This is a genomic window from Anaerotruncus sp. (assembly GCF_057433415.1).
The window spans coordinates 14,542-39,668 of record NZ_DBMDHH010000026.1 but is presented as its reverse complement, the minus strand read 5'-3'; the positions used below and the strand labels follow the sequence as shown (position 1 = coordinate 39,668).

Here is a 25,127-nt window from a genome sequence, read left to right as displayed (position 1 = left end):
GGGGAATCCAAAGGGGGCCTGTGGCCCTCTTTGAATGCGCGTCGCCGCTCTGCGGCGCTCGCCGCAGGCGAGGAGCGCATCTAAAGCCCCGCCGGGCGCAGCGCGGCAAATCCAAAACCGCCGCCGGGGCGGGTCCCGGCAATTTCTGCCGCCAAAGGCTGCACATCTAAAGCGCCCCGGAGGGGCACGTGAAAGCCCCGCCGGGCGCAGCGCAGCAAACCCAAAAAGCGGCCGCCCTGCGGGCGGCCGCTTTCATATCCTGATTTATGCTGCCGGGAGATCGCTCATCTCCTGGTAGCTGGCGAGGTCCGCCGGGAACTGCACGGCAAAGTCCTCGCCCACCGCGGGGTATGTGGAGGTCATCGTCGAGGTGCAGACGGCGGTCTGGCCCTCGACCACCGCTGAGAATTTGACCTGGGCCCTGTCGGCGGCGATCCTGCCGTCCTTATCGATCGTCACGCTCCCGGTGATCGCCAGGGGCTTGACATTGGTAAGGCCCTCCTCGCGCAGCGCATCCCGGAGCGCCGCCAGCACGTCGCCCGCCGCGGCCTGCAATTCGGTCGCGCCGACCTTATAGGTGATCACGGTGTTTCCGTCCACCTGCTTGACGGTCGCGTTCTTCAGCGCATCGGTGGGAGCCGTCGGCGTGCAGAATTCATTGACGATCATGCCCGCCGCCTCCATCGGCGCGCGCACTTTCAACTTGGCGCCGGGGCCGCCGTCCAAATAGAGGTATCCGCCCTTATAATAGAAGCCAAGCTTCTCCTCTCCGTCGGGCAGCGCCGTCGAGATGACGATCGAAAACTGCGTCCTGTCCCCTTCCCCCTTCATCTGGATCGTCGCGTTGGTGCGCAGGCTGATCGTGAGGCCGCCCGCCTTCATGGCGGTGTCGATTGCCGTGTTGACCTGCACGGCGTCTCCCTGAAGGCTTTTATCCAGCGCCTCCCGGTAGATTTTCGCCGGGTTTCCCACGGCAGCCGTCTCCTTGGCGGTGAATCCCCCGAGGGAAAGCACCAGAACCGTACAGAGCAGCAATGCCAAACATTTCTTCATCTCTCCGCCATCCTTTCCGTTCAGACATGGTTTTCAGGCTTCCTGTGACAAACGGCCGCCCAAAAAGGCGGCCGTTTGGTACGCATGATAAATGTGGGAGCCGGGGAAGGAATGCGGCTGCCTCCTTCCCGCAAGGCGCCGGCTGAGCCGGAATCAGATGATATATTGGTGGATGCGCTCGGGCAGATCGGTCTTGTCGCAGGAGACGGTAAAGGTCATCGTGGCGCCATTCTGATCCAGCAGCTTTACGAGTTTATCGACCATGACGGCGAACGCCTGAAAGTCCTTGCCGCCGACCTTGAAGGTCGCGTCGACAAACACTTCCGTGATGTCGTAGTTGCCCGCGAAGAGGCCGCAGAAGAATCCATAGAACGCGTCGAAGCCGCTGACGGCGTAGTCGTCGATGTCGATGAGGCGCGCCTGGTGGCTGATGTCAAAGGTCAGGGTATTGCCCTTTTCCACGCAGACCACATTGCCCTTGGAAGTCGTCACCGCTTCGTTGACCATGCCGATGAGCCGCTTGGTTTTTCCGGAGCCTTTGTTTCCTACGATAAGCTTTATCATGTGAAATTCCTCCAATATATGAAATTTGGTTTCCAAACGTCCTGTTAGCCCAGCTTCGCCTCGAGCTCCGCGCGCTGATCCTCATAGCCCGGCTTGCCGAGCAGCGCGAACATGTTTTTCTTGTAGCTCTCGACGCCCGGCTGGTTGAAGGGGTTCACCGCCAGCAGGTATCCGCTGATGGCGCACGCCTTCTCGAAGAAATAGACCATGTAGCCGAACTCATGCTCGTTGATTTCGGGGACCTCAAGCACCATGTTCGGCACGCCGCCCTCGGTGTGCGCGAGGATGGTCCCCTGCATCGCCTTGTGGTTGACGACCGACATGTTCTGGTTGGAAAGGAAGTTGAGTCCGTCGAGGTTTTCCGGGTCGTCCTTGACAAAGAAGTCCTTTGTGGAGTTTTGGATGTCCACGACCGTTTCAAACATGCAGCGGCTGCCTTCCTGGATAAACTGTCCCATCGAATGCAGGTCGGTGGAAAAGACGACCGACGCCGGGAAGAGCCCCTTCTGGTCCTTGCCCTCGCTCTCGCCGAAGAGCTGCTTGAACCACTCGTTCATCATCGTGAACGCCGGCTCGTAGCTGACGAGAAGTTCGATCTGCTTGCCCTTGCGATAGAGGATGTTGCGGTAGGCCGCGTACTTGTAGCAGTCGTTTTTGCACAGGTCGCCGATGGCCAGATCGTCCATCGCGGCGGCCGCGCCGCCCATCACCGCGTCGATATCGATGCCCGCGACCGCCATCGGCAGCAGGCCCACGGCGGTCAGCACCGAATAGCGCCCGCCCACGTCGTCGGGGATGACGAAGGTCTCGTAGCCCTCGCGGTCGGAGAGCTCCTTGAGGGTGCCGCGCGCCTTGTCGGTGGTGGCGTAGATGCGGCCTCTGGCCTCCTCCTTTCCGTACCGCTGCTCAAGCAGCTCGCGGAAGACCCGGAACGCGAGCGCGGGCTCGGTGGTGGTGCCGGACTTGGAGATGATGTTGACCGACACGCGCCTGCCCTCGCAGAGAGCCAGCACCGTGTTGAGATAATCGGGGCTGATGCTGTTGCCGACGAAGTAAATGTCGGGGGTATCCTTTTTCAGGTTGTTGTAATAGGGAGAGCGCAGCAGCTCGAGCGCGGCGCGCGCGCCGAGGTAGGAGCCGCCGATGCCGATGACGAGCAGCAGATCGGTATCCGACTGGATCTTTCCAGCCGCCGCCTTGATGCGGGAGAACTCCTCCCGGTCGTAATCCTTCGGCAGGGTGGTCCAGCCGAGGTAATCGTTGCCCAAACCGGATTTTTCCGTCAAAGTCCGGTGCGCGGCCAGCACCTGCGGTTCGATCGCTTTGAGCTCATGTTCATTCACAAAACTTTTGAGATACCTGGTGTTCAACTTCATTGCCATCTCAGGTCTTCCTTTCCGCTTGGATATTGTACAAATCGCACAATTCGACGTCGTGCAGAATCCTTCTTTGTTACACATATTGTACCCTATTTGACGGTCCATTTCAAGCCGGGTTTATGAAAATTCCAAAAATAATCCATGTCGGCCGCGGGCGGTCAAACGCCGTTACATTGCGACCAGCCGGCAGAGCAGTTCCTTGAGCGCGTTGCCGAAGGTCATCCGTTCCACGCCCTCCGCCGCGACGAGGTTGTATTCGCAGAGGACGCTCTCCCCCACCCGGACCGTCACCTTCCCGAGCATCTGCCCCGCCTCGACCGGGGCCTCCACATCCTCGAGCAGCTCTGCCTGCTGTTCGATCGCATCCTTGTCGGAGGCCTTGACGATCACCGCGCCCGGCGTTTCGGACAGCACCGAGACCTCCTGCGCCACGCCGTGGCGCACGGGCACCGCGTCCAGCCCCTCGAGCGGCGGCAGCTCGACGCGGGTGTAGTTGGCGAAACCGTAATCGAGCAGTCCCCGTGCGGCGGAGAACCGCTCCGCCGAGGTCGGGCTCCCGAGCGTCACCGCGACGAGCGACATCCCCTTGCGGGTCGCGCTCGCCGACAGGCAGCTGCCCGCGCCGTTCGTCGTGCCCGTTTTCAGCCCGGTGCAACCGTCATAGAACCGCACGAGCTTGTTCGTGTTGACCAGCTGGGTCTGGCCGTCCCGCAGCTCCGACATCCACACGCTCGAATACTCGGTGATCTTTGGATGCCTGAGCAGCTCCCGGCTCATCGTCGCGATATCGCGCGCCGTCGTCACATGCCCCTCCGCGTCCAGCCCGGTCGCGTTGACGAAGTGGGTATTGGTCATCTCAAGCTGCTGGGCGCGCTCGTTCATCAGGCCGACGAACGCCTCCTCGCTGCCCGCGATCATCTCCGCCAGCGCCACCGACGCGTCGTTGGCGCTCGAAATCGCGGTCGCCTTCAAAAGGTCGTCGACCGTCATCTGTTCCCCTGCCTTGAACCAGATCTGGCTTCCGCCCATCGATTCGGCGTGTTCCGAGCAGGTCACCATGTCGTCGATTGAGATGCGCCCCTCGTCGAGCGCCTCCATGACGAGCAGCAGCGTCATCACCTTGGTGATCGACGCGGGAGGCAGCACCTCATCCGCGTTCTTCTCAAAGAGCACCCGCCCGCTCTCCTGCTCGATCAGGATCGCCGATTTCGCCGGCAGGGAATTGTCCACCGGCGCCGCCGTCTCAAGCGCGGTCATGTCCGGTAAATCCTCCGCATAGACCCCCGCCGACAGCGGGACGCATATCAAAACGCTCAGTAGAACCGCCGCGAGCCTTTTCTTCATATCCGCACACCTCTCCTGTCAAATTAGTACATGTGTATGCGGCGCCGCCGGGTTTTATTTGCGGAGGGGCTTAGATTTGCCGCTCGGTGAGCGGCGGAGGTTGTCGGTGGCCGGCCAACGGCAGGCTTAGATTATCCGCTCATCGAGCGGCGCAGTTTGTCGGTAGTCGACCGACAGCGAGTTCCTTTCTTGCTTGCCCAAGAAAGGAACCAAAGAAGGGCACGAGGGGCTGCGCCCCTGCGACCCCCGCGCCGCCTCCGGTTGGCCTTCGGCCAAAATCGGCGGCGCCCTGCCACGGATCAGCGAACGAGCCTATAGCAACCAGCCAGCCGCCGCGCCGCGGGCGCAATGCCTCTGCCGACGAGTCTCCGGAACCGTACCGGGAGTGCGCTTGGGGGAGGCACGGCCGCTTTAATTTCGCTCGCATGTCCCACGGGGAGGCGGAAAACTGCGCGGCTACGCCGCGCACGCGCGCAGAGTGCGCGAACGCCCGGAACGGGCGTTGTTTTCCGCCGTGCGTCCCCGGCGAGCCTTCCGGCCTCAGTCGTTGGGTGCGCCCGCAACCCGAATTGAGCCTTCAGCTGGTGTACCCGTGGGGAGTGACGGTAGTCTGCGGGTTATGGCAAGGTACTCCCGGAGATCCCGCTTAGAGTTCCGGCCCATGGGGTCGGGTCCGCGCAGCGGACTCAAGCCGGGGTCGCGGGGCGGAGCGCCTGCGAGCGGCCGTCGCGCGTAGCGCGCTCCGGGCGCAGCCCGGGCAGGCCGCCCAAGGTGGAGGGTTCTTAGGCGGACTTTTCGTTCCTTTTCGTCCGTCCGAAAAGGAACCCGTGGCGCGCGGCGGAACGCGCAAGTCATTCTTGCCGCTTGTAAAGCGGCAATTCCCGTCTACCCCGCCGTGCGCAGCGCGGCAGCTCCAAGGCTCCGCAGGGGACGGCAAGCCAACAAAAAAAGGCGCACCCCAAAGGGTGCGCCTTTTGCATTCGCAGTCCTATGCTTCCACAATGAAGCCCTTGACTTCCTTCAAAAACTCCGGGCAGTTGTCGGCGTAGATCTCCATCTTGATCGGCTTGGCGAGATCGAGGGAAAAGATTCCCATGATGGATTTCGCGTCGACGGCATAGCGTCCGGACACAAGGTCCACGTCGAAATCATATTTCGAAACGGTATTCACGAAGTTTTTCACGTCATTGATGGTGTCAAGTTTGATGACTACAGATTTCATGTCGATGTCCTCCTTCTTCTTGACATATTACTAATTTATGTTTTTACTACATTCTCACTATATCAGCGGGGTTTCTTTAAGTCAACTGCTAATTGTAATTGTTCCGAAAATTCATTATAATATGTGTATCATTGGAAAAAACGCCTTTGGATACTGTGCAACTTGCACATGAAAATTATTCCTGTTTTGGACGGAGTGTATAAATGAAAGCCGCTTTTTACACCCTTGGCTGCAAAGTGAACCAATATGAAGCGCAGATTCTCGAGCAGCTTTTTTCCGCCGCTGGCTATGAGATCGTCCCCCATACGGAGCCTGCCGACGTCTATGTGATCAACTCCTGCACCGTCACCGCGACGGGCGACCAGAAGACCCGCCGGATGCTGCGCCATCTGAAGTCGCAGAACCCGGACGCGGTCGTCGCGCTGACCGGCTGCTACCCCCAGGCCTTCCCCGACGCCGCCGACCGTCTGCCCGAGGCGGACGTCGTCACCGGCGCGCGCGGCCGGGAACGGCTCACCGCGCTCGTGGAGCGGGCCCGCGTCACCGGGGAGCGGATTGTCGACATCCGCCCGCACGAGCGGGGGGAGTCCTTCGAGCCGATGCGCGCCGAGCAGTTTTCCGAACGCACCCGCGCGTTCGTCAAGATCGAGGACGGGTGCGAGCGCTACTGCGCCTACTGCATCATCCCCACCGCGCGCGGGCCGGTCCGCTCCAAAAAGCCGGACGAGCTGCGCGCCGAGCTCGAGGGGCTCGCGAAGGCGGGCTACCGGGAGGCGGTGCTCGTGGGCATCAACCTCTCCTGCTACGGAAAGGACCTCGGCCTGCGGCTGATCGACGCGGTCGAGCTCGCCTGCTCGGTCGAGGGGATCGAGCGGGTGCGGCTGGGCTCCCTCGAGCCCGAGCTGCTCACCGACGGAGATATCGAGCGGATGTCCCGCCAGCCGAAGCTCTGCCCCCAGTTCCATCTCTCCCTCCAGAGCGGCTGCGACGCGACCCTCAAACGCATGAACCGCCATTACGACGCCGTCGAATATGCCCGCATCGCCGGGAGCCTGCGGCGGCATTTCGACAACTGTGCCGTCACGACCGACATCATGGTCGGCTTCCCCGGCGAGGACGAGGCGGAGTTCGCGCAGTCGCTCGCCTTCGCGGAGGAGATCGCGCTCGCCAAGGCGCACGTCTTCGCCTACTCCCGCCGGCCCGGCACCCGCGCCGCGGACATGCCCGGTCAGGTGCCCCGCGCCGTCAAGGAGGCCCGCTCGGCCCGGATGATCGAGACCACCCTGCGCACCCGCGCCGCCTTCCTCGCCGCGCAGGTGGGGAGCAGGCAGCCCGTCCTCTTCGAGAGCCGGACCGCGGACGGGATGCAGGAGGGCTACACCCCCAACTACACCCCCGTGCGGGTGCGCGCGGACGAGCCGCTCGCCGGGAGCATCCGGGAGGTGCGGATCGTTTCCGCGCACGGGGACTGGTGCGAAGGGGAGCTCCCGTCCCAACCACCCACCGCTGTCAATCAGAAAGAAGGCGCCCTATGAACGATACCCTCAAACGCTTTGAAAGCTGCCTCACCGGGGACTTCGACAACTCCGCGCAGATCGCCGCCCAGCAGGCGGCCGGGAAGGTCACCCACCCCGCTGCGCGGCACGTCAGCCGCAACGTCAACGGCAGGGTCGACCACCTGCCCGCGGACCCCGGCGGCTTTTTCGTGCTGGAGGAGAGCTATTACACCCGGGACGGCCGGACCAACGCGATGCCGCACCTGTTTTTCTTCTCCTCCGACGCGCCCGGGCGCGTCAAACTCGACTCCTACGACCTGCCGAAGGACCTTCCCCGCGCGGAGCTTGTCAACGGCAACCCCGCCCTGCGCTTTGACTACCGCGGGCTTTCCCGTTCGGAGACGTTCACTCCCCTTGTCTATCAGGAGGATGAGCGGGGCGTTTTTTACGGCCGGTGCGTCAGCCGGCTTTCCGCCGACACCACCCTCACGCTGGAGGAGTGGATCGGCCCCGAGGTCCTGCTTGTCACAGAGATTCTGGAGAAGGCGGGCCGCGTCCTGGTGGGCGTGCCTTCCCCCATTGAATACCGCCGTATTACAAAATAAACGATCTGGAGGAGCACCAATGAGCGTTTACCGAATCTACGTGGAGAAAAAACCGGAGTTTGCCGTGGAGGCGGCCGGAGTCCTCAGCGACCTGCGCACCGTGCTGATGCTCGACTGCGTCAAGGGCGTGCGCATCCTCAACCGCTACGACGTTGAAGGGATCGACCGGGCCGACTTCGACGCCGCGCGCGGCACGATCTTTTCCGAGCCGCAGGTCGACGTGACCTACGACGAGCTCCCCCCCGCCGCGCCGGGCGAAGAGGTCTTCGCGGTCGAGTACCTGCCCGGCCAGTTCGACCAGCGCGCCGATTCCTGCGCCCAGTGCATCTCCCTCGCCACCTCCAAGGAACAGCCGATCGTGCGTTCCGCGCGGGTGTACATCCTCTCGGGTGACATCCCGGCGGACGCGCTCGACGCGGTCAAAAACTATCTTGTCAACCCGGTGGAAAGCCGCCTCGCGTCGCTCGAGCTGCCCGAAACGCTCGATGTCAAATACGACATCCCCACGACGGTGGAAACGCTCGACGGCTTCACCGCGCTCCACGCGGCGGGGCTGGCGGACTTCGTCTCCCGCTACGGGCTCGCGATGGACACCGACGACATCGCCTTCTGCCAGGACTACTTTAAAAACACCGAGCGCCGCGACCCGACCATCACCGAGATCCGCATGATCGACACCTACTGGTCGGACCACTGCCGCCACACGACCTTCCTCACCAACCTGAAAAACGTGAAGGTCGAGACCCCCTACATCAAAAAGAGCTTTGAAAAATACCTCGCCCTGCGGGACAAGCTCTATGCCGGGAAAGAGAAGCCGATGACGCTGATGGACCTCGCGGTGATCGGCGCGAAGGCGCTCAAGGCGGAGGGGAAGCTCCCCGACCTCGACGAGAGCGAGGAGATCAACGCCTGCTCGGTGAAAATCAAGGTGGATGTGGACGGCGAGGAGCAGGACTGGCTGCTCATGTTTAAAAACGAGACGCACAACCACCCCACCGAGATCGAACCGTTCGGCGGCGCGGCCACCTGTCTGGGCGGCGCGATCCGCGACCCGCTCTCGGGACGCAGCTACGTCTATCAGGCGATGCGCGTGACGGGCGCGGCCGACCCGACGGTTCCCCTCTCCGAGACGATGAAGGGCAAGCTCCCCCAGCGCAAGATCACGACGACGGCCGCGGCGGGCTACTCCTCCTACGGCAACCAGATCGGGCTCGCGACCGGGCATGTGGCGGAGGTCTACCACCCCGGCTACGCGGCCAAGCGGATGGAGATCGGCGCCGTGGTGGGCGCGACGCCCGCCGACCACGTGGTGCGCGACTGTCCCGATCCGGGCGACATCGTCATCCTGCTCGGCGGACGCACCGGCCGGGACGGCTGCGGCGGCGCGACCGGCTCCTCCAAGAGCCACACCCTCTCCTCGCTCGAGAGCTGCGGCGCGGAGGTGCAGAAGGGCAACCCGCCCATCGAGCGCAAGCTCCAGCGCCTCTTCCGCGACGGGGAGGTGACCCGCATGATCCGCCGCTGCAACGACTTCGGCGCGGGCGGCGTGTCGGTGGCGATCGGCGAATTGGCCGACGGCCTGCGCATCAACCTCGACGCGGTCCCCAAGAAGTACGACGGCCTCGACGGCACCGAGCTGGCGATCTCCGAATCGCAGGAGCGCATGGCCGTCGTCGTCGCGCCGGAAAACGTGGATCAATTCATCGGCCGCGCCCACGCGGAAAACCTCGAGGCCACCGTCGTCGCCGAGGTGACCGCCGAACCCCGTCTCGTGATGGAGTGGAACGGGCGGCGGATCGTCGACCTCTCCCGCGCGTTCCTCAACTCCAACGGCGCGGTCAAATACACCGACGTGGAGATCACCGCCCCGCGCGAGTTCGAGCGGCTGCGTTCCACCGCCCCGATGAAGGAAAAGTGGACCGCGATGATGGAAAACCTCAACGTCTGCTCCCAGAAGGGGCTGGTCGAGCGGTTCGACTCGACGATCGGCGCAGGCACCGTGCTGCTGCCCTTCGGCGGCGTGCGCCAGCTCACCCCCGCGCAGGCGATGGCCGCGAAAATCCCCGTCCTGCACGGCGAGACGACGACCGCCTCGCTGATGGGCTGGGGCTTCAACCCCGACCGCTCGGCCGCCAGCCCCTACCACGGCGCGGTCTGCGCGGTGGTCGAATCGGTCGCCAAGGTGGTCGCCGCGGGCGGCAGTTATCACAAATGCTGGCTCACCTTCCAGGAGTACTTCGAGCGCACCAAGAACGACCCCAGGCGCTGGGGCAAGCCGATGGCCGCCCTGCTCGGCGCGCTCGAGGCCCAGCTCGGCCTCGGCATCGGCTCGATCGGCGGCAAGGACTCGATGTCCGGCACCTTTGAGGAGATCGACGTGCCGCCCACCCTCGTCTCCTTCGCCGTCTCGGTGGCCAAAACCGGGAACATCATCTCCCCCGAGTTCAAGGAGGCGGGCCACAAGGTCTACCTGATCGCGCCCGCCTACGACGAGAACCAGCTCCCCAAATTTGAGAGCGTCAAGGCGGTCTTCGACGAGGTGGAGCGGCTGGTCGCCGAAAAGGAGGCGGTCTCCGTCTGGGCAATCGGGTACGGCGGCGTCTGCGAGGGCGTCACCAAGATGTGCTTCGGCAACGGGCTCGGCTTCGACTTCTCCGCCACCTTCGACGACGCGGCCCTCTTCGAGCCGCTCTACGGCGGATTCCTTATCGAGGCGTCCGAGCCGATCGCCGGCCTGCCCTGCATCGGTTCCGTCTCCCCCGCCTATGCCATCCGCTACGGCTTCGACCTCATCCCGCTCGATGACATTCAGGATAGCTGGGAGGATAAATTACAAAAAGTATTCCCCTATCTCTCTCCGAGCAGCGACGGCCCCGTGCCCGCATACAACTATGAATCGAGGGGCAAACTTACCGCGTCGGTAAAAACCGCCCGCCCGCGGGTGCTCATCCCCGTCTTCCCCGGCACCAACTGCGAGTACGACACCGCACGTGCCTTTGAGCGCGCCGGCGCCGACGCGGAGGTCTTCGTCGTGCGCAACCTCTCCGCCGCCGACATCGCCGAAAGCGTCGCGGCCTTCGCGGACACAATCGCGCGGTCGCAGATCATCGCGCTGCCGGGCGGCTTCTCGGGCGGCGACGAGCCGGACGGCTCGGCCAAGTTCATCATCTCCTTCCTGCGCAACCCGCGCATCCGCGACGCGGTCCACGAGCTCCTCAAAAACCGCGACGGCCTCATGCTGGGCATCTGCAACGGCTTCCAGGCGCTCGTCAAGCTCGGGCTCGTCCCCTACGGCGAAATCCGCGACATGGATGAAAGCTGCGCGACCCTGACCTATAACTCGGTCGGCCGCCACCAGAGCATGCTGGTGCGCACCCGCGTCGCCTCCAACAAGTCCCCCTGGCTCGCCGACATGAAGCCGGGCGACATCCACACGATCGCAATCTCCCACGGCGAAGGACGGTTCGTCGCGCCGCAGGCGCTCATCGACCGGCTCGCCGAAAACGGCCAGATCGCCACCCAGTACGTCGACCTCGACGGCAATCCGACCGGGGATATCCGCTTCAATCCCAACAACTCCTACTGCGCCATCGAGGGCATCACCTCCCCCGACGGCCGCGTCTTCGGAAAGATGGGGCACACCGAGCGGTATGTCGACGGGCTCTATAAGAATGTCGGCGGCAACTGCTTCCAAGACCTCTTCGGCAATGCGGTAAGATACTTCCGCTGATTTTCTGTTGCTTGCCGCTCGGGGAGCGGCGGGGCTTGCCGGTAGTCGACCGGCGGCGCTTCTTAGGTTTTCCGCCCGAGGGCCGGAGGGCTTGTCGGCTACCCGCCGACAGGGGGCCTTCTTAGGTTTGCCGCTCGGGGAGCGGCGGAGCCTGCCGGGTCCCGCCCCGGCGGGCGGCCCCATTTCTTGTACGGACAAGAAATGGGGAAAAGAAACCGCAGGGGGCTTGAAGCGGCCTGCCTGGGCTGCGCCCGGAGCGCGCTATGCGCGACGGCCGATCTCCGCCTAAGAGCCGCCTTCGGCGGTTGGCCTCCGAAACGCGGTCTGCGGACCGCAGTCGCGGGCGCTCCGCCCCGCGCCCCCGGCTTGAGTCCGCTACGCGGACCCGGCCCTGCGGGCCGGATTCTCTATAAGGTTGGCCTACGGCCAAATCCTTGACCCCCAGGCCGCGACGGCCTGCGGCCTTAAAGGTCGCGGCCCCGCACCACGGATCGAAGGACCAGTCTACAGCAACCCATCAGCCGCCGCGCCGCAGGCGCAACGCCTCTGCCCGAGAGCCCCAGGAGCCGTACCGGGCGTGCGCACGGGGAGGCATACTCCCAACGACAAGTGCCGCAGCACGCGCTTTGGCTTGTCCAAACGCGGGGGCAGTTGCGGTCAGGGGCCGCAACTGACGTGCGCCTCGACGCCTCTGCCGGCGAGCCCCCGGAATGCTCTTACCGGTGCGTCCGGGGAGATACGACCTTCCCCGGGCGGCGCGCCGCGCAGTTTTCCGCTTCCTTGTGGGAGCGGCGAGGCAAAACCAGAAGAAAGGATGCGAACCGCGATGGCCGAGCAGAAAAAGGGCCGCTGGAAGTGGCGGCTCACGGCGGTCGCCGCCGTGGCCGTCGTGGGTGCGCTCCTCTATCTGACCTGGCGGTACTACCCGGTGATCAAGGGCCTTATGGAGCCGGAGAACATGGCCCGCTTTCAGGAGAAGCTGCAATCCTTCGGCATGCTCGGCGTTCTGGCGCTCATCGGGATCCAGACGGTGCAGGTGGTCTCGGGCGTCATCCCCGCACTGCCCATCCAGATCGCGGCGGGACTCACCTACGGGGCGTTCGGCGGCCTGTTCGTCTGCCTGGCCGGGATTTTCATCGGCAGTACGATTGTCTTCCTCGCCGTCAAGCGGTACGGCCAGCCCGTCGTCGACCGGATGTTCCCCAGGGAAAAGCAGGAGAAGCTCTCCTTCCTGCGGGACGCCGGCAAGCTGGGGAAGATCGTCTTTATCCTCTACCTCATCCCCGCGATGCCCAAGGACGTCTTCACCTATCTCGCCGCCCTCACCCCGCTCGACTTCAAACGCTTCATCCTGATTTCAATGGCCGCGCGCGCCCCGATGATTTTATGCGACACCTTCGCGAGCGGCACCCTCATCGAGGGTGATTACCGGAAATCCACCGTCATATTTTGCATCGCCGCCGCGATCGGCGTCTGCGGCATGATCTTCAGCCCCAAAATCTTGCAAAAGCTAAGAGATCGAAAACAGAAATAGCAAAAGGCCCGCCGATGGCGGGCCTTTTAAATAGGTCGATTTTCCCCTAACGGGAACTCATATTTCTGTTACAATCCTGTTGGAGGTGACAGCTTTGGATCGCAACCGCATTAAATGCCGCCTGTCCTGTAACGAGCAGTTGCTTCGACAGGCACTTGACAAGCCAAGCCGAAAACTGCTTCTGCGCATCATCGGACGACCTAAACCTCTTATCCGAACTGGAGAGCGAGAAAGCCTATCGCGACGGCATCCGGCAGGGAATTCACCTCATGTCTGATGAGGATGTTTAGCCCGCCCAGAAGCTAAGAGGGCTTTTATCGCATCCCTTCGGGACGCTTTAGGGGAGCCGCCTTCGGCGGCATGGATTGCCGGGTCCCGCCCCGGCAGGCGGGCCGACTTCTTGCGCGCCCAAGAAGTCGGCGGAAGAAGGGCGCTCAAGGGGGGCTCACTTGAAGAAGATGGGGGCGCAAAGCTCGCCCCCCTTGAGAATCCCCCCTCCGCTCACGTCCAGCCAACCGCGGGTAGAAGGCTGGTACCGCCGCACCCAACAATCCTGCTGTCGGATGGCTCGCCAAAACCATACGGCGGAAAACAACGCCCGTTCCGGGCGTTCGCGCGCCCTGCACGCGTGCGCGGCGTAGCCGCGCAGTTTTCCGCCTCCCCGTGGGCGCTGCGCGCCACGCAAAAGCGGCCGTGCCTCCCCGAGCGCACTTCCGGTACGGTACTGGAGTCTCTCAGGCAGAGGCATTACGCCCGCGGCGCGGCGGCTGGTGGGATGCTGTAAGCTCGTTCGCTGATCCGTGAACAGGGCGCCGCCGACTTTGGCCGAAGGCCAACCGGAGGCGGCGCTGGGGTCAAGGGGGCATAGCCCCCTGCGGCTTCTTTCCCCTATTTCTTGGGCGGCCAAGAAATAGGGCCGCCCGCCGGGGCGGGACCCGGCAAATCTCCGCCGCCGAAGGCGGCTCCCCTTAGCCCTCCGGAGGAGGGCGATAAAAAGCTCTGCCGCTCCCCGAGCGGCAAATCACTTCGCCGCTGCAAGCTCCCCTGTGTTTTCGATCTCGGAGATCATATCCACCCGGACCTGATGGCGGCCGCCCTCATAGGCGGCGCCCAGCCACTCGTCCACGATCATCTTCGCGGTCTCGACGCCGATGACCCGCGCGCCGAAGGCGATGATGTTCGAGTTGTTGTGCTGCTTGGAGAGCTTGGCCGAATAGGGCTCGCTGCACACGCAGGCGCGGATGCCCTTGACCTTGTTGGCGGCCAGCGAGATGCCCACGCCGGTGCCGCAGATGAGCACGCCGCCGTCGACCTCGCCCGCGGCCACCAGCTTCGCGACCTTGTAGCCGCTGACGGGGTAGTTGAACCGCTCGGTGCTGTTGGTGCCGACGTCGACGACCTCGATGCCCTTCTCCTCGAGATAGGCCTTGATCTCCCGTTTCATTTCGACCGCGACGTGGTCGTTTCCAATGGCAAGTTTCATGGCGAGTTCCTCCATTCTGAAATCACAAGCCCGGGCCCGCGCAAAACCGCGCCGCCCGGGCTGTTTTGTTTCGTTTACAGGTAGCTGGGGTCCGCCAGCCGCTTCTCGGCGTAGATGGCCGCGCCGACCGGGCCGTTGGCCTGGTTGGGACGCGAATAGCGGAGGTCGAGCGTCCGCTCGGGGTAGGGCTTGCGGGCGTAGCGGTGCACCGCTTCCTCCAGCGCGCCGCGCGGGAAGCCCTCCATCTGGAGCAGGCCGCCCCCCAGGATGACGCAGTCGGGGTCGAAGAGGTTGGCCTCCGCCGCGACCGCCTGTCCCATGCCCTCGAGGAAGTCCTGCATGACGCAGGAGTCCATGTGCCGGGCGAAAAGCTGGTTGATCGGGGTGCCGGGGAAATGCTGCGCCTGGATCCGTTCGAGCGCGATGCCCGAGACGACCGTCTCCATACAGCTCACATTGCCGCACATGCACACCCGCTTGTTGCCGTAGACGGGCAGGTGCCCGAGCTCCGCGGCGACGCCGTTGCGGCCCAGCAGGATCTTTCCGTTGACCATCACGGCGTTGCCGATGCCGGTGCCGAAATAGATGCCCGCCACGCAGTCCTGCGCGGTGACGCCGAGGTCCTCGAGGTCGAAGAGCAGCAGGTAGTTGACGTCCCGGTTGATGAAGACCGGGATGCCGAGCGCGGATTCGAGCGCGTCGACGACGGCGAAATCGTCCGGGATGCAGGCGATGTTCGGGGTCTGCACCACGACGGTGCGCGCGCGGTTGATGGTGGAGGGAAAGCCGATCGAGACGGCCTTGGGCATCTTTCCGCCGAGGTTGCGCCCGCAGTAGCCGCGGATGCACTCGGCCAGCTTCTGCGCGGGGTCGCAGTCCTCCAGGAAGGTATCCCGCGTGCTCTGCCGCTCGAACGCCGACAGCCGGTGCGACCCGTCCACCAGGCCGAACCGCATATTCGTGCCGCCGATATCAATCCCGAGCACATACGCTTCCGATCCGTTCATGGTCTGGCCTCCCGTTCACAGTTTGACGCCGGTTTCTTCCTCAAACTGTCCTTTCATCTTGTCATATGCGGCCGCGAGGTCCGCGTCCAGGCTGAAGAGCCCCGAGGTGCCGAGGATAAAGGTCTCCGCGCCCGCGTCATAAAGCCGCTTGAAGGTTTTCTTATTGCAGGAGCCGTCGATCATGATCCGGTAATGCCAGCCGTTTTCCTCCCGCAGGCGCTTGGCCTCGGCGATCTTGTCGAGCATCTCGGTGATGAACGGCTGCCCCGCGAAGCCCACGTCCACCGTCATCAGCGTGAGCACGTCGATGCGGTTGAGGTAGTGCTTGCAGTAGGAGAGCGGGGTCGCCGGGTTGAGGGTGACGCCCACCTTGCAGCCCGCGTCCCTGATGTGGTTGAGGGTGCGGAAGCAGTCGGTGTTGATCGTCTCCGCGTGGGGGCTGATGAGCGCCGCGCCCGCCTGGGCGCAGGCGTCGATCCAGTCGTTGGGATTGGTGGTCATCAGGTGGACGTCCATCGGCTTTTTCGCCACCCGCGCGCAGGCCCGCATGAAATCGGGGCTGAGGGTGATGTTCTTGCAGTAGTGGCCGTCCATGATATCGATGTGGTAGCCGTCGGCCTTCTGGTCGAGCACCTCGATCTGATGCTTGATGTCCAGGAAATCCATGCACATCAGGCTCACGGAAAATTCAGGTTTCATGATAACAAGTACCTCCGACAAATCTATAGGTCCCCCGCCCCGGCGGGCGGGGCGGGAGTGGGGAAAATCGGGAGCGCGCCGGTCAGTTCTTCCTGCTCGCGCCGAAGAACCGGTCGAGGGTCACGGCCAGGATGAGCAGGCAGCCCATCGCCAGCTGCTGGTAGTAGCTGGAGACGCCGACCATGTTGAGGCCGTTGTTGATGACGCCGATGATCAGGCCGCCGATGACGACTTTGGGGATCTTGCCGACGCCGCCGAAGAAGGAGGCGCCGCCGATGATGACGGCCTCGATGGCGAAGGTCTCGTAGCCGGTGCCGGCGTTGGGCTCGGCGGCGGCGAGGCGGGCGATGTTGACCATGCCGGCCAGCGCCGCGCAGACGCCCGAGATCGAGAACGCGAGGATGGTGTGCTTTTTGACGGTGATGCCGGCGTACCAGGCGGACTGCGAGTTGCCGCCGAGGGCGTAGAGGTTGCGGCCGCACTGGCATTTGGTCGTCAGGAAGGTGAGCACCGTCGCGGTGATGAGCGCCACGAGGATGGGAACCGGGACGACGCCGAACAGCTTGCCGCCCATCGTCTTGGAGAAAGCCACCGGCAGGCCGGAGACGGCGCGCGCGTCGGTGATGATGTAGACGAGGCTGCGCAGGATGGCCTGGGTGCCCAGCGTGATGATGAAGGGGGGCAGGCCGGTGGCGGTGACGAGCACGCCGTTTAAGAAGCCGATGAAGGCGCCGAACAGCAGCACGCCGACGAGGATGGCGACGACCGGGTGGAACCCGGCGTTGACCATCAGCTGCGCGGTGAGCGCGCCGGAGAGGGCCATGATCGAGCTGACGCTCAGGTCGATGCCGCCGAGCAGGATGGCAAAGAATTCGCCCAGGCCCAGCAGGATGGTGATCGAGCTCTGCTCCATCACCTTGACGAGGTTGCCGCCCGTCAAAAAGGTGGTGGGCCGCAGGATTCCGAATACGACGACCATGATCGCGAGGATCGTGATCGTGCTGTAGCGATCCCAGTAATCGCTGAAGGTGAAGGACCGTTTCGTGATCGTTTTCAACTTGCTCTCCTCCCGTGTCATGCAGTTTCGCCGGTAGCGGCCTTCGCGAGCTTTTCCTCGGTCGCGTCCGCCACTTCGTAGATTTCTGTGATCCTGCCGTCCGCCATGACGGCGATCCGGTCGCAGAGGCCGAGCAGCTCCGGCATTTCGCTGGAGACCACGATGACCCCGATTCCTCCGTCGGCAAGCCCGCGCATCAGCTTGTAGATCTCGCTCTTGGTCCCGACGTCGATGCCCTTGGTGGGCTCGTCGAAGATGAGCAGCTTGACGCCGGCCGCCATCCATTTGCCGAGGATGACCTTCTGCTGGTTGCCGCCCGAGAGCTGCGAGGTGAGCTGCTCGAGGGAGGCGCATTTGATCTGGATGTCCGCGCGCTCCTTTTCGGCGAGCCGCTGCTCCTCGGCGTTGTTGGTCAGCCCCAGCATCCCGTCGAGGGAGGAGCGCTTGAGCTGGTAGGCGATGGAGATGTTGCGCTTGTTGCTGAAGTTCTGGAAAAAGCCCGTCTCACGGCGGTTCTCGGTCACCATCCCGATCCCCTGGCGCAGCGCCTGGTAGGGATTCTTGATCGTGAGCCGCCTGCCTTCGAGCCACACTTCGCCCGAGGCCTTGGGCGCGGCGCCGTAGATGGCGCACATCGTCTCGCTGCGCCCCGCGCCGACGAGCCCCGAGAACCCGAGGATCTCGCCCCGGCGCAGGCTGAAGGAGATGTCCTTCGCCCTGCCGTCCTTGCGGGTGAGGTTTTTGCATTCGAACATCACGTCGCCGAATTCGTAGTGCTCCTCCGGCTTGTGCTGGTAGGTGCCCTTGATCTCGCGTCCGACCATCAGCCGGACCATGTCGTCGGTGGTGAGGTCGGCCACCTGGTAGGTGCCCACATAGCCGCCGTCCTTCATGATCGTGATGCGGTCGCCGATTTCGGCGATCTCGGAGAGCTTGTGGGAGATGAACACCACGCCCTTGCCCTCTTCCTTGAGCTGGCGGATGATGACGAAGAGCTTCTGGACCTCCTCCTCGGTCAGCGAGGAGGTCGGTTCGTCCATGACGATGACCTTCGCGTTGAAGGCGACCGACTTGGCGATCTCGACCATCTGCTTTTCACTGATGCTCAGGTCGCCCACGCTGGTGGTCGGCTTGCGGTTCGTGAGGTTGACCTTTTTGAGCAGTTCCTCGGTGCGCGCGTTCATTTCGGCGTAGTCGACCACGGCCAGCGGGCCCGCGTGCTTCATCGGCAGGCGGCCCATGAAGATGTTTTCGCGGATGTCCAGCCAGTTGACCACGCTCAGCTCCTGGTAGATGATGCTGATGCCGCCCTCGGCGGACAGGTGCGGCGTGAGGTGGGAATACTCCTTGCCCTCCAGCACGATGGTCCCACCGTCCGGCCTGTAGGCGCCGCTGAGCACCTTCATCAGGGTCGATTTCCCGGCGCCGTTCTCTCCCAGCAGGACATGCACCTCGCCGGGGCGCACGTCAAAGTTGATGCGGTCCAGCGCCACAACGCCAGGAAAGCGTTTGGTGATTTCTTTCATTTGGATGATGGGTTCCAATCGCGCCCTCCCCTTTCAAAGAGATGATCATTTCCGGCACCGCCGCCAGACGCGGTCAGCTGGGCAGGCGCCCCGCCGGGGGCGCGGTGCCTGCCACTCGCAGCGCCTGACGCAGCGCCGCCCCCTGCGGGGCGGCGGCGGCGCGTCTGCGTCGGGTGATTACTTGATATACTCGGAGGCGTTCTCGCTGGTGATGAGGATCGCGTCGATGCCGTAGACCGGGACTTCGGCGCCGGGCTCCATCGCCGCGTCGTTCTCAACGGCCTCGACCATCAGCTGCAGGCCCTTCGCGCCGACGGCGGCGGGGTCCTGCGCGACGGTGGCGGCGAGCTTGCCGTCCGCGACGGACTGGATCGCATCGTCGTTGCCGTCGGTGCCGCAGACCTTGATGTCCTTGCCGGAAGCCTCGACAGCCTCCTGCACGCCCATCGCCATGGTGTCGTTGCAGCAGTAGATCGCCTTGAGGTCGGGATGCGCGGTGATGTAGTTGGTGGCGACGTCATACGCCTTGGTGCGGTCCCAGTCGGCCGGCTGGCTCTCAACGATCGTGAGGCCCGCGGCTTCAAAGGCGGCCTTCGCGCCGTCGCGGCGGTTCTCACCGGAAACCGCGCCGGCCTTGCCCTCGACGATGGCGACTTCACCGGCGCCGCCGATCTGCTCGATCAGGTACTCGGCGCCGAGTTTGCCGACCGCCACGTTGTCGGTGGCGACATAAGCGGTGCAGGCGCCGCCCAGCTCGGCGAGCGCGTCCATATTGACCTTCTCGTCGATGTTGACGATCTTGATGCCCTTGGAGGTCGCATCAGCAATCGCGTTGTTCAGGTTCACGTCGGAGATCGGAGCCACGCCGATCGCCTTATAGCCGGTGGAGATGGCGTTCTCGAGCAGGGTGACCTGTCCCTCGACGTCGTCCTCGGTGTTGGCGGCGTAGATGTCGACCTTGATGCCCATCTTGTCGGCCTCGGCCTGGATGCCGTCGCGCATGGTCTGCCAGAACTGGCTGGAGAGAACCTTCAGGACAACGGCGTATTCCGCCTTGCCCTCGGCGGCCGAAGCGCTCTCGGCGGGAGCCGCGTCGGTGCTCGAAGCCTCAGCCGCGGGCTGGGAAGGCTGGGCGGGGGTGGACCCGCAGGCCGCCAGGCTCAGACCGATTGCCATAGCCAAAAGAATCGCGATGATCTTTTTCATTGAATTTCCTCCTAACATGTTGTCCCGTCCCGGTCGGGGCGGAAAGTGTCGAAAACGGGTAATCGTTTTCTCACTGCATCCCAAATATAATATTTCGCCAGTTGAATGTCAACCGCGTGGAATCAATTTCATCGATTTGATGGGTAATCGTTTGCTCATCTTGTGCAAATTACCCGGATTGATTACAAAAGCGTAACAAAAAACGGGCGCCGCCCAAAGGCGGCGCCCGTTTGATCATCTTTTTCCCGTCACCGGCGGGTGGAATTCCGCACCGTCAGCGTCACGGGCAGCCGGTAGTGGCTGCGCTCGGGGCGCTCCCCGCGCATCATCTGGAAGAGCAGCTCGGTGGCCAGCCGCGACATCTCCGCCACGTCCTGGTGCACGCTCGTGAGCCCGGGGCCGCACGCCTCGGCGAGCTGGCAGTCGTCAAACCCGGTCACCAAGACGTCGCGCGGCACCGAAAGCCCGTGCTCGCGCAGCGCGATGACCGCTCCCGCGGCCATCGTGTCGGTGGTGGACATGACGGCGTCGAACGCCACCCCGCCGTCGAGCAGGTCGGCGACCGCCTTGCGCGCGCCGTCGATCGAGACGGCGTCGAGGTTGATGCGCAGGGCCTCTTCCTCCTCCACGCCCGCCTCCCCGATCGCCCGCTGGAAGCCCCTGTACCGGGCGAGCTGGTTGGAGTCGTTGCCGAGGCATTTGAGGATGAGGATGTGCCGGCAGCCCGCGCCCAGCAGCTCCCGCGTGGCAAGGTAGCCCCCCTGGGTATTGTCCGACTCGATCATCACGCCCTCCCCGCGCTCCTTTTCGCTGCGGGAGGGGCGGTCGACGTAGACCACCGGCAGGCTGTCCAGCTCGGTGTAGTTGCGGGTGCTGGAGATCAGCACGATCCCGCTGACGTTCTGGGCGGTCAGCGACCGGATGTGCTTCTTTTCCAGCGAGGAGGATTCGTTGGTGTTGCAGATCAGGCAGGAGTAGCCCCGCCGGGTGAACTCCATCTCAAGGTGGAGCACCACGTTGGCGAAATGCGGGTTGGTGATGTCCGGCACCACCACGCCGATGACGCGCGTGCGGCTGGTGCGCAGCCCCTTGGCGCTCATGTTCGGGGTGTAGTCGTTCTGCCGGATGACCCGGAGCACCCGCTCCTCCGTCTCCTTGGAGAACCGCCCGTTCTGGTTGATGACGCGGGAGACCGTTGCGGTCGAAACGCCGGCCAGCCGGGCGATCTCCTTGATGCTTTTGGCTTTTTCCACACCTGTCCCTCCCGATCCGCGCCGGAAACGCTCATTTCCGAACAGTATACGCGCTGTGCGGGCGTTTTGCAAGTCCCCCGCGGCTTTCGCTATTTCATCCCCTTGAGGGGCAGAATCTCCTGGTAGACGGCGTGGTACATCGGCGGGATGACCTTGTCGAGGTGGATGCTCCCGAAGAACCAGTGCTTGTAGCGCACCGTCTGGGAGACCTCGTCGAGGAACGCCTCCAGCTGGTTCACGTGGTCGCGGTCCATGTTGAGGAACCCGTTGACCGTGTTGGAGGCCGAATGGGTGATGATGTAGTCGACGACGTTGCCGCGGGCCGCCAGGTTCTCCCGCGCGTGCGCGAGCTCCTCCGGGTCGGGCAGCTCGCCCGGCCACCAGCTCGCGCCGGGGACGCGCGCGTCCGAATCGGAGCTCTCCCCGCCCCCGAAGGTGAAGACCTCGTCGCTTTCGATCGTGTAGATCTCGCCGCGGAGCAACTGGTGGCATTTGCCGCTGATCTGCCGCGCCTTCCCGCCGCAGAAGTCGACGACCGGGTAGCCCGCGAGCAGGTCGAGGTTGTCGTGGGTGCCCTCGACGAAGAGGACGCTGTAGCGGCGCTTGCCCAGCCATTTGAGCACCCGCTGTTCCTTCTTGGAGCCGTCCCACACAAAGCCGAAATCGCCGCAGACGATCAGCGTGTCGCCCTTTTTGAGCTTTTTGGCGGCCTTTCCCTTGAAGCGGCCGAGGTCGGCGTGGACATCTCCCGTCACATAAATCATAGATCGTTTCCCCCGTGGATGGCGGTTATTTCGCGGCCGCGATGGCCCGGTCGAGATCGGCGATCAGGTCCGCCGGGTCCTCCAGCCCCACCGACAGGCGGACGGTCTCCGGCGTGATGCCGCTCTCGGCGAGCTGCTCGTCGGAGAGCTGGCTGTGGGTGGTGGAGGCCGGGTGGCTGATGAGGGTGCGGGAATCGCCGACATTGGTGACGTGCAGGATGAGTTCGAGCGAGTCGATGAGCTTCGCGCCCCGCTCGCGGCCCCCCTTGAGGCCGAAGGTGAAGACGCCGCCCGCGCCCCTGGGCAGGTATTTCCGCACAAGCGGGTAATAGGGGCTGGACTTGAGGCCCGGATAGTTGACGAACGCCACGTCGGGGTGGCTTTCGAGGTGTTCGGCGATCGCGAGGGCGCTCTCGGAGATGTGCCTCATGCGCAGCGAGAGAGTCTCGATGCCCTGCATGATGAGGAAGGCGCTCAGCGGCGCGCAGCAGCCGCCGAGGTCGCGCAGCATCATGGCGCGCAGCCGGGAGAGGAAGCCCGCATTGCCGCAGTCCTTGGCGAAGACGACCCCGTGATAGCTGACGTCCGGCTCGGTGTAGAGCGGGAAGCGGGGATTGCCGTTGAAGTCGAAGGTGCCCGCGTCGGTCACGATGCCGCACATGGCGGTGCCGTGGCCGCCGAGGAACTTGGTGGCGGAGTGGACGACGTAGTCCGCGCCGTAGTCGATGGGGCGCAGCAGGTAGGGGGTGGTGAAGGTCGAATCGACGATCATCGGGACGCCGTGCCGGTGGGCGATCGCCGCGATCGCCTCGATGTCCGCCACGTTCGCGTTGGGGTTGCCGATCGCCTCGACGAAAAACGCCTTGGTGCGGTCGGTGACGGCCGCCTCCCAGGCGCCGAGGTCGCCCGGGTCGACGAATTTCACCTTGACGCCGATCCGCCCGAGGGTGACGCCCATCATGTTGATCGCGCCGCCGTAGATGCAGATGGAGGAGACGATCTCGTCCCCCGCGCCCGCGAGGTTCAAAAAGGTGTGGACCATCGCCGCGTGCCCCGACGCGAAGGCGAGCGCGCCGATGCCGCCGTCGAGCGCGGCCACCCGGCGCTCGAGCGCGTCGACGGTGGGATTGCTCAGGCGGGTGTAGATGTTGCCCGGCTCCTTGAGCTCAAAGAGCCGCGCCGCGTGCTCGGTGCTGTCAAAGGTGTAGGCGGTCGTCTGGTAGATGGGCAGCGCCACCGAATGGGTCTCGGGGTCGGGCTGGGTGCCCGCGTGCACCATCAGCGTGTCGAAGCCGTAATTTTTATCCGCGTAATCCAGCATCTCAATTCCTCCCGTGCTGCAAAATTCCTCGAAATTTGTCTTTTCTTTTGTCGGAACTTTTGGTATACTGTGGGTAGATATTGGCTATTCTAGTAAAATGTATCGGGTTCATTTTATCACAATTTGCCACCGGGCGCAATCGGCAATCCATATTTGATCTGACGCCGCTGCTTGAATCCTGCCGCAAAGCAGCCGGCTTTTGTGATACCGCTCCGGCAGCGGGGAAACGGAAGCTGAAATGAAAAGATGGTGCGCATTCCTCCTGGCGATGACGATCGCCTGTACCATGCTGGCCACGCCGCTTTTGGCGGCTTCGAAGGACGACGGCGCCTCCGCCGGCTCGTCGGAAGCCTCATCGGGGAATTCCTCGTCGGAGCCGGACTCCTCCGGCTCTCCGGACGGCGCGTCCGGCGGCGCCGGGAGCGCCTCACCGGACGCCTCCCTCTCCCCCTACGTGCCCCCCGACGAGGAGCTCTACCAGTCGCAGGGCATCTACCTGCTCAACGTCGACTCGGGCGAGCCGGTCTACAACCGCAACGAGATGGAGCGCATCCAGCCCGCCTCGCTGACCAAGATCATGACCGCGCTCGTCGTGCTCGAGAGCGACCACGACCTCGACAACGAGACCACCGAGCTCAAGACCTATATCCAGAACTATCTCTATAATCTTCAGGCGGGCGACGGCGGCATCTACCAGGGGGTGCAGTTCACGCTGCGCGACCTGCTCTACGGCTCCCTCACCCAGTCGGTCAACGCCGCCGCGATGATGCTGGCCGACTATGTCGGCAACGGCAGCATCGAGGACTTCTGCGTGATGATGAACCAGAAGGCCAAGGAGATCGGCGCGAAAAACACCCACTTCTCCAACCCCACCGGCCTCTACATCGAGGGGGAGGAGAACTACACCACCGCCTATGACATGGCCCTCATCGCCCAGTACGCGATGCAGAACGAGGACTACATGGAGATCGCCAACACCCGGGTCTACACCGCCTACCCGACCGGCGGCCCCGAGAGCGGCATCACCTGGATCTCCACCAATAAGATGATCAACGCCGCCGACACCGACGGCTACTACTACGAGGGCCTGCGCGGCATCAAGACGGGCACCCTGCCCGAGCCGGGGCAGGGGGTCGTCAACTTCGTCTCCACGGCGACGCGGGACGGCTACACCTACCTCGCCGTCTGTCTGGGCGCGCCCTACCGCAGCCCCGACGGCGAAATCTACGCCAACAACCTCGCCTTCCGCGACACCGCGCGCCTCTACGACTGGGCGTTCGACAGCTTCCGCGTCAAGACGCTCATGAGCGTGGGCGAGGAGGTCGCGGGGGTCAACGTGCGGCTCTCGTGGGACACCGACTATATCAAGCTCTTCGCGGCGGACAAGTTCGCCACCCTCGTGCCCAAGGACGTGACCGGCAGCGATATCGAGCCGCAGGTCGAGATCTACAAGGCGATCGAGCGCCCGGTGAAGGGGCAGAAGGGCAAGACCGAGCTCTTCATCGACGCGCCCGTCGAAAAGGGGCAGGAGGTCGGCCGCGTCAAGCTGATGCTCATGGGCGAGGAGGTCGGCAGCGTGCCGCTTGTCGCGGGCGAAACGGTCGAGGCGAGCGTCGCGCTCGTCTACCTGGAAAAGGTGAAGGCCTTCTTCGGCAACTTCATCTTCAAGTTCATCCTCATCTTCGTCATCATCGTGATCGTCCTCTATATCGCCCTGATGATCGTGCGCAACCACAACAAGCGCCGCTACCAGGCCAAGCGCCGCCGCCCGCCCCAGCAGAAGCGGTAAATCGGATTTGAAACGGGATGCCTCGCGGCATCCCGTTTTTCATGCAGTAAAACGGGATTTCCGCCGCACCTTTTGATTGAAACGGCCGTGCACAA

General features: G+C 63.9%; 19 protein-coding genes. 5 read left to right on the top strand and 14 right to left on the bottom strand.

Annotated features, from left to right (window positions below):
• Positions 1-264 precede the first annotated feature (264 nt).
• The 5 genes from ACZO3G_RS08800 to ACZO3G_RS08780 all read right to left on the bottom strand — a co-directional run bounded on the left by ACZO3G_RS08800 (position 265) and on the right by ACZO3G_RS08780 (position 5,562).
• Entirely contained in the window at positions 265-1,053 is a 789-nt protein-coding gene (locus tag ACZO3G_RS08800) for a hypothetical protein (protein ID WP_101548872.1), read from the bottom strand.
• 153 nt (positions 1,054-1,206) lie between these two features.
• On the bottom strand, positions 1,207-1,617 hold the full coding sequence (locus ACZO3G_RS08795; RefSeq protein WP_101548870.1) for an apurinic/apyrimidinic endonuclease family protein: 411 nt from the start codon (positions 1,615-1,617) through the stop codon (positions 1,207-1,209).
• 44 nt (positions 1,618-1,661) lie between these two features.
• Complete coding sequence (locus tag ACZO3G_RS08790) at positions 1,662-2,999, bottom strand: glucose-6-phosphate isomerase (protein WP_276874461.1); 1,338 nt, start codon at positions 2,997-2,999, stop codon at positions 1,662-1,664.
• A gap of 165 nt (positions 3,000-3,164) precedes the next feature.
• A complete protein-coding gene (locus ACZO3G_RS08785; RefSeq protein WP_101548866.1) occupies positions 3,165-4,340 on the bottom strand; it encodes a D-alanyl-D-alanine carboxypeptidase family protein in 1,176 nt (391 codons plus the stop codon).
• A 988-nt stretch (positions 4,341-5,328) separates the two neighbouring features.
• Positions 5,329-5,562: an HPr family phosphocarrier protein gene (locus ACZO3G_RS08780; protein WP_101548864.1), complete on the bottom strand. Its 234-nt coding sequence runs from the start codon at positions 5,560-5,562 to the stop codon at positions 5,329-5,331.
• A 203-nt stretch (positions 5,563-5,765) separates the two neighbouring features.
• Between ACZO3G_RS08780 and mtaB the strand changes: the two genes are divergently transcribed.
• From mtaB to ACZO3G_RS08760, 4 genes are all read left to right on the top strand, one after another.
• Positions 5,766-7,097 carry a tRNA (N(6)-L-threonylcarbamoyladenosine(37)-C(2))-methylthiotransferase MtaB gene (gene mtaB, locus ACZO3G_RS08775; RefSeq protein WP_276874190.1) on the top strand — a complete coding sequence of 444 codons (1,332 nt, stop codon included), beginning with the start codon at positions 5,766-5,768 and terminating at the stop codon, positions 7,095-7,097.
• Positions 7,094-7,663 (top strand): hypothetical protein, encoded by a 570-nt coding sequence (locus ACZO3G_RS08770; RefSeq protein ID WP_101548860.1) that lies wholly within the window; start codon positions 7,094-7,096, stop codon positions 7,661-7,663. The genes mtaB and ACZO3G_RS08770 overlap by 4 nt, the downstream gene beginning before the upstream one ends.
• Positions 7,664-7,682: 19 nt before the next feature.
• On the top strand, positions 7,683-11,393 hold the full coding sequence (locus ACZO3G_RS08765) for a phosphoribosylformylglycinamidine synthase (protein ID WP_276874185.1): 3,711 nt from the start codon (positions 7,683-7,685) through the stop codon (positions 11,391-11,393).
• An 826-nt stretch (positions 11,394-12,219) separates the two neighbouring features.
• The gene (locus ACZO3G_RS08760) at positions 12,220-12,927 is read left to right on the top strand and encodes a TVP38/TMEM64 family protein (RefSeq protein WP_288234626.1); all 708 of its coding nucleotides are present in this window, start codon (positions 12,220-12,222) and stop codon (positions 12,925-12,927) included.
• A 1,021-nt stretch (positions 12,928-13,948) separates the two neighbouring features.
• Here ACZO3G_RS08760 and rpiB read toward each other — a convergent pair.
• The 9 genes from rpiB to ACZO3G_RS08715 all read right to left on the bottom strand — a co-directional run bounded on the left by rpiB (position 13,949) and on the right by ACZO3G_RS08715 (position 23,243).
• Complete coding sequence (gene rpiB, locus ACZO3G_RS08755; protein WP_276874592.1) at positions 13,949-14,410, bottom strand: ribose 5-phosphate isomerase B; 462 nt, start codon at positions 14,408-14,410, stop codon at positions 13,949-13,951.
• Between the two features lie 74 nt (positions 14,411-14,484).
• Positions 14,485-15,417, bottom strand: coding sequence for an allose kinase (gene alsK, locus ACZO3G_RS08750; protein WP_276874594.1), 933 nt, complete (start codon positions 15,415-15,417; stop codon positions 14,485-14,487).
• Positions 15,418-15,432: 15 nt separating this feature from the next.
• Complete coding sequence (alsE, locus tag ACZO3G_RS08745; protein ID WP_101548847.1) at positions 15,433-16,116, bottom strand: D-allulose 6-phosphate 3-epimerase; 684 nt, start codon at positions 16,114-16,116, stop codon at positions 15,433-15,435.
• Positions 16,117-16,198: 82 nt separating this feature from the next.
• A complete protein-coding gene (alsC, locus tag ACZO3G_RS08740; protein ID WP_242970804.1) occupies positions 16,199-17,173 on the bottom strand; it encodes a D-allose ABC transporter permease in 975 nt (324 codons plus the stop codon).
• A 17-nt stretch (positions 17,174-17,190) separates the two neighbouring features.
• Entirely contained in the window at positions 17,191-18,717 is a 1,527-nt protein-coding gene (locus ACZO3G_RS08735; protein ID WP_101548843.1) for a sugar ABC transporter ATP-binding protein, read from the bottom strand.
• Positions 18,718-18,876: 159 nt separating this feature from the next.
• Positions 18,877-19,905, bottom strand: coding sequence for a D-allose transporter substrate-binding protein (gene alsB / locus ACZO3G_RS08730; protein ID WP_277138645.1), 1,029 nt, complete (start codon positions 19,903-19,905; stop codon positions 18,877-18,879).
• Between the two features lie 248 nt (positions 19,906-20,153).
• Positions 20,154-21,158 carry a LacI family DNA-binding transcriptional regulator gene (locus ACZO3G_RS08725; RefSeq protein ID WP_172439138.1) on the bottom strand — a complete coding sequence of 335 codons (1,005 nt, stop codon included), beginning with the start codon at positions 21,156-21,158 and terminating at the stop codon, positions 20,154-20,156.
• Positions 21,159-21,247: 89 nt separating this feature from the next.
• Positions 21,248-21,922: a metallophosphoesterase gene (locus ACZO3G_RS08720; protein WP_276874450.1), complete on the bottom strand. Its 675-nt coding sequence runs from the start codon at positions 21,920-21,922 to the stop codon at positions 21,248-21,250.
• 25 nt (positions 21,923-21,947) lie between these two features.
• Positions 21,948-23,243, bottom strand: coding sequence for an O-acetylhomoserine aminocarboxypropyltransferase/cysteine synthase family protein (locus ACZO3G_RS08715; RefSeq protein WP_276874453.1), 1,296 nt, complete (start codon positions 23,241-23,243; stop codon positions 21,948-21,950).
• A 238-nt stretch (positions 23,244-23,481) separates the two neighbouring features.
• On the opposite strand from ACZO3G_RS08715, the gene ACZO3G_RS08710 reads away from it, so the two are divergent.
• Complete coding sequence (locus ACZO3G_RS08710; protein ID WP_288283722.1) at positions 23,482-25,032, top strand: D-alanyl-D-alanine carboxypeptidase family protein; 1,551 nt, start codon at positions 23,482-23,484, stop codon at positions 25,030-25,032.
• The last annotated feature ends 95 nt before the right edge of the window (positions 25,033-25,127 follow it).